The sequence below is a fragment of the Pseudomonas sp. MD195_PC81_125 genome (assembly GCF_014060985.1).
GTDB lineage: Bacteria > Pseudomonadota > Gammaproteobacteria > Pseudomonadales > Pseudomonadaceae > Aquipseudomonas > Aquipseudomonas parakoreensis.
In genome coordinates, this window is record NZ_JABULD010000817.1 from 1 (window position 1) to 2,861 (window position 2,861).

At 48.1% G+C, this 2,861-nt stretch carries 4 protein-coding genes; 2 read left to right on the top strand and 2 right to left on the bottom strand.

What is annotated here, in order from left to right; translation table 11 throughout:
* Window positions 1–505, top strand: a 505-nt coding sequence (locus tag HT737_RS29470) for a hypothetical protein (RefSeq protein WP_220459574.1), incomplete at its 5' end; no start/stop codon positions are given.
* Window positions 506–579: 74 nt separating this feature from the next.
* The gene (locus HT737_RS29475) at window positions 580–1,170 is read left to right on the top strand and encodes a hypothetical protein (protein ID WP_306287115.1); all 591 of its coding nucleotides are present in this window, start codon (window positions 580–582) and stop codon (window positions 1,168–1,170) included.
* A gap of 185 nt (window positions 1,171–1,355) precedes the next feature.
* Here the strand turns inward: HT737_RS29475 and HT737_RS29480 are convergent, their stop codons facing one another.
* Both HT737_RS29480 and HT737_RS29485 read right to left on the bottom strand, forming a co-directional pair.
* On the bottom strand, window positions 1,356–1,907 hold the full coding sequence (locus HT737_RS29480; protein ID WP_182404584.1) for a hypothetical protein: 552 nt from the start codon (window positions 1,905–1,907) through the stop codon (window positions 1,356–1,358).
* 61 nt (window positions 1,908–1,968) lie between these two features.
* The gene (locus HT737_RS29485) at window positions 1,969–2,346 is read right to left on the bottom strand and encodes a restriction endonuclease (protein WP_182404585.1); all 378 of its coding nucleotides are present in this window, start codon (window positions 2,344–2,346) and stop codon (window positions 1,969–1,971) included.
* Between the last annotated feature and the right edge of the window lie 515 nt (window positions 2,347–2,861).

Below are 2,861 nucleotides of genomic sequence, written 5' to 3' on the forward strand. Positions count from 1 at the left end.
TTTGTTAGCTGTCCTCCTAAGTTCTAGCGCTGGCGCGGAGACGAAGCCGGTTACGGTTAGCCCATTCCAGCAAGGGTTTATTAACGTGGTCAAGGACTACGCAGCACAATACGAGCAAGCGCCCAACGAACTAAAGAAGTCAGCGTTGGTGAAGAAGCGGTTGGATTCCATCTCGAAGCTGCCAGGGAAGTCTAGCAAGGTGGATGGTTGGTATGGGACGGTTGAAAAAATGGGCACCACCGGTGACGGTGACGCGTATTTGATCATTCACCCTATGACAGACGATATGACTTTGGGTACTTGGAACAACGGTTTTTCTGATGCCGGTTCGAAGACTCTTATCAAAAGCGGATCGCCTTTGTATGACGCGATAGCAGAGTTGGAGGAAGGCGACCTAGTGGTTTTCTCCGGCGCCATCGGCAAGCCAAAGAACATGACAGAGAATGGGACGATGACTGATCCTGATTTTCTCTTCAAATTTACCAAGGTGCAGAAAGTCCAGTGAGCGCGGCTGTGCTTAGTCCTTGCCTGGCCTAGTGCCGGGCTTTTTATTGGGTTTGTCTGTAGGAAGCGTGCCTCATGACTCGAATCTATTGCTACGTCATCACTCATGATACGGGCTTTGCCCCAAACCCCTTTGGCGGCGTTCTAACCCTGGCTACGTGTAAACCTATAATTCGACGTACAGCAGAAGTGGGGAGCTGGCTGGTGGGCACGGGATCGGCCTCTCTCGGCCTGAGAGGTAAACTTGTATACGCAGCCAAGATCGTAGAGGTGCTGACGCTTGAGGAGTACGGTAAAGATCCGCGGTACATGTTCAAGCGGCCCTCAGTGAATGGGGATGGCACTGACCGCCAGGGGGATAACCTTTATTTCAAGGACGAGAAGGGCGACTGGTTTCAACGCGAAAGCGTTCATCATGATTGTTATCACATGGATCGTGATTTGAGTGGGGAGAATGTCCTCATAGCTAAAAAATTCTGGTATTTCGGAAGCCAGGCTTGTGATCTACCTGAAGATTTGCAACAGATTGTCCAGAATGGACGGGGCTACAAGTGCACCGACTCTCCCGATGTCATTGCTCGCTTAGAGAACTGGTTGATGACGTATCAGCCGGGCATCGGTGCTGAGGCAGTAGCTTCAGGTTCGGGTGTGTGTGGACCATGCTGAACACTGAATTGATTGCGCAGCTAAATTTTCTAGAACGCTATCCCCCTGCGGCTCTGAAACTTAATTCCTTGTATATCCATTTCAAGTCGACCTAGATTGCACACCATGTTGATGCGCAACCTAGGGAGGTCAGCAAGCGCCTCTTACGTCTTCTGCCCAATAGTCAAGGCATAATTAGGGCAGCATCAGCAGCGATACGCAAATAGCCTTGTCAATATGTCTCGGCGATCAGTGCCTGTGTCGCCTGATAAAAATTCAAAGCTCATCAAATCTACAGATCGCTGTGAGGCATCCTGACCCAGTTTTTTAAGAATGGAGCGAACTTTGTTAGAATCCACGAGGCTCCAAATGGCAAGTAATGACCATCGTGGATTCGGCGACAACGTTTCCAGTAATATATCTGCGGACCATTTAGGCGGGAGCTTGCTCCAGCTCAATGCGGCATCAATTCCAGTATCTGGGATTTCAAAAAAGTCTGGAAATAAACGTACAGCATCTTTCCAAGCAGCTAGATACATTGGTTCATGAATTTCTAGCATGACTATTTCATTTGCTATCAAAGCTGCGTTTTCGGCTGTGTTTGAATATGCCCTCCATGACCCATCTGGAAAAGCCTCTTCTACAATCCACTGATTAGGAGAGGCTTCTACAGCATCGCTTTTAGAGTAGGTTGGGTTTAAAGAGATAATTTGCGGCCACATATTCACTAGCGATTTGGAGAAAAACTGTTTCGCCACACGGAATCCTTGAACGCTATGAAGTAGTAGTTTTTCAATGTCTTCGGAGTTGTAGATTTTATTATTTTATTTTTTTGTTTATGCGGAGTCTTTCGAGTTTCTGAAATAACCCTTCTGATGCGATCGTGGAATAGAACCCTACGAAAACATCACAGTTATGTTCTGCCAGCCTGTCGAGTATGTCTTCCTCATCGCCTCGTCCCACGGAGTTGCCCGAGTGAGCATAATGCTTGCAGCTGACCAGCCAGTACTCAAAGCCATTATTTATCTTAACTTTTACGCGAATATCGATACCACCATCAGCGCCGCGGCCCGGGTCTTTTACAATCTTGTGGCCCAGAACTGATTCGAAAAACTGTTTGCCGAATTTTTCAAATTGATCTATGTCTCCCGTGCCATCTTTTGCCGAAGCGATTTCTTTGAAGTTGAACCTTGCCAATTTTAGTGTCCTGTATTGGTGACATTGAACGGGTTTTGATTTTCTATGAGCAGTGATTTGGCTTTATCCATCACTGGAAAGTTGCTAAGACCGAACGGCGTTTAGATATTTTAGCTGCTGGCTGCTGGCTGCTGGCTGCTGCCGGAGAATCATTGTCAGCATATCGGCCTTTCTTTGTGGACCTTTAAGCAGCTGAAGGTAGGCTTCTGCTTTTGATTTGCAAGCTGGTTTCTTGCGGGAGGGGGAGAGCGTTTCTCTGTTGTTTACGTGGGACTGTCGCGACCCAAGTGAACAACGTTTAGGTGTCAGCGCATAGCTCGTGAGTCGTATAGGGCCGTCCCGATGAGTCGCCGCACTGCATCCTCAACGATGCATCCTGTTACGAACTCCCCTCTGATTGTTAGAGCTGAGAACCAGCACCGTCTCTAGCCCTCGAGTCTTATCTCGACGATGTGCGCTGCTGCCTATTACATTGTGCTAACTGACGATAGACTGGATGCTATTGCTGCCCAGGT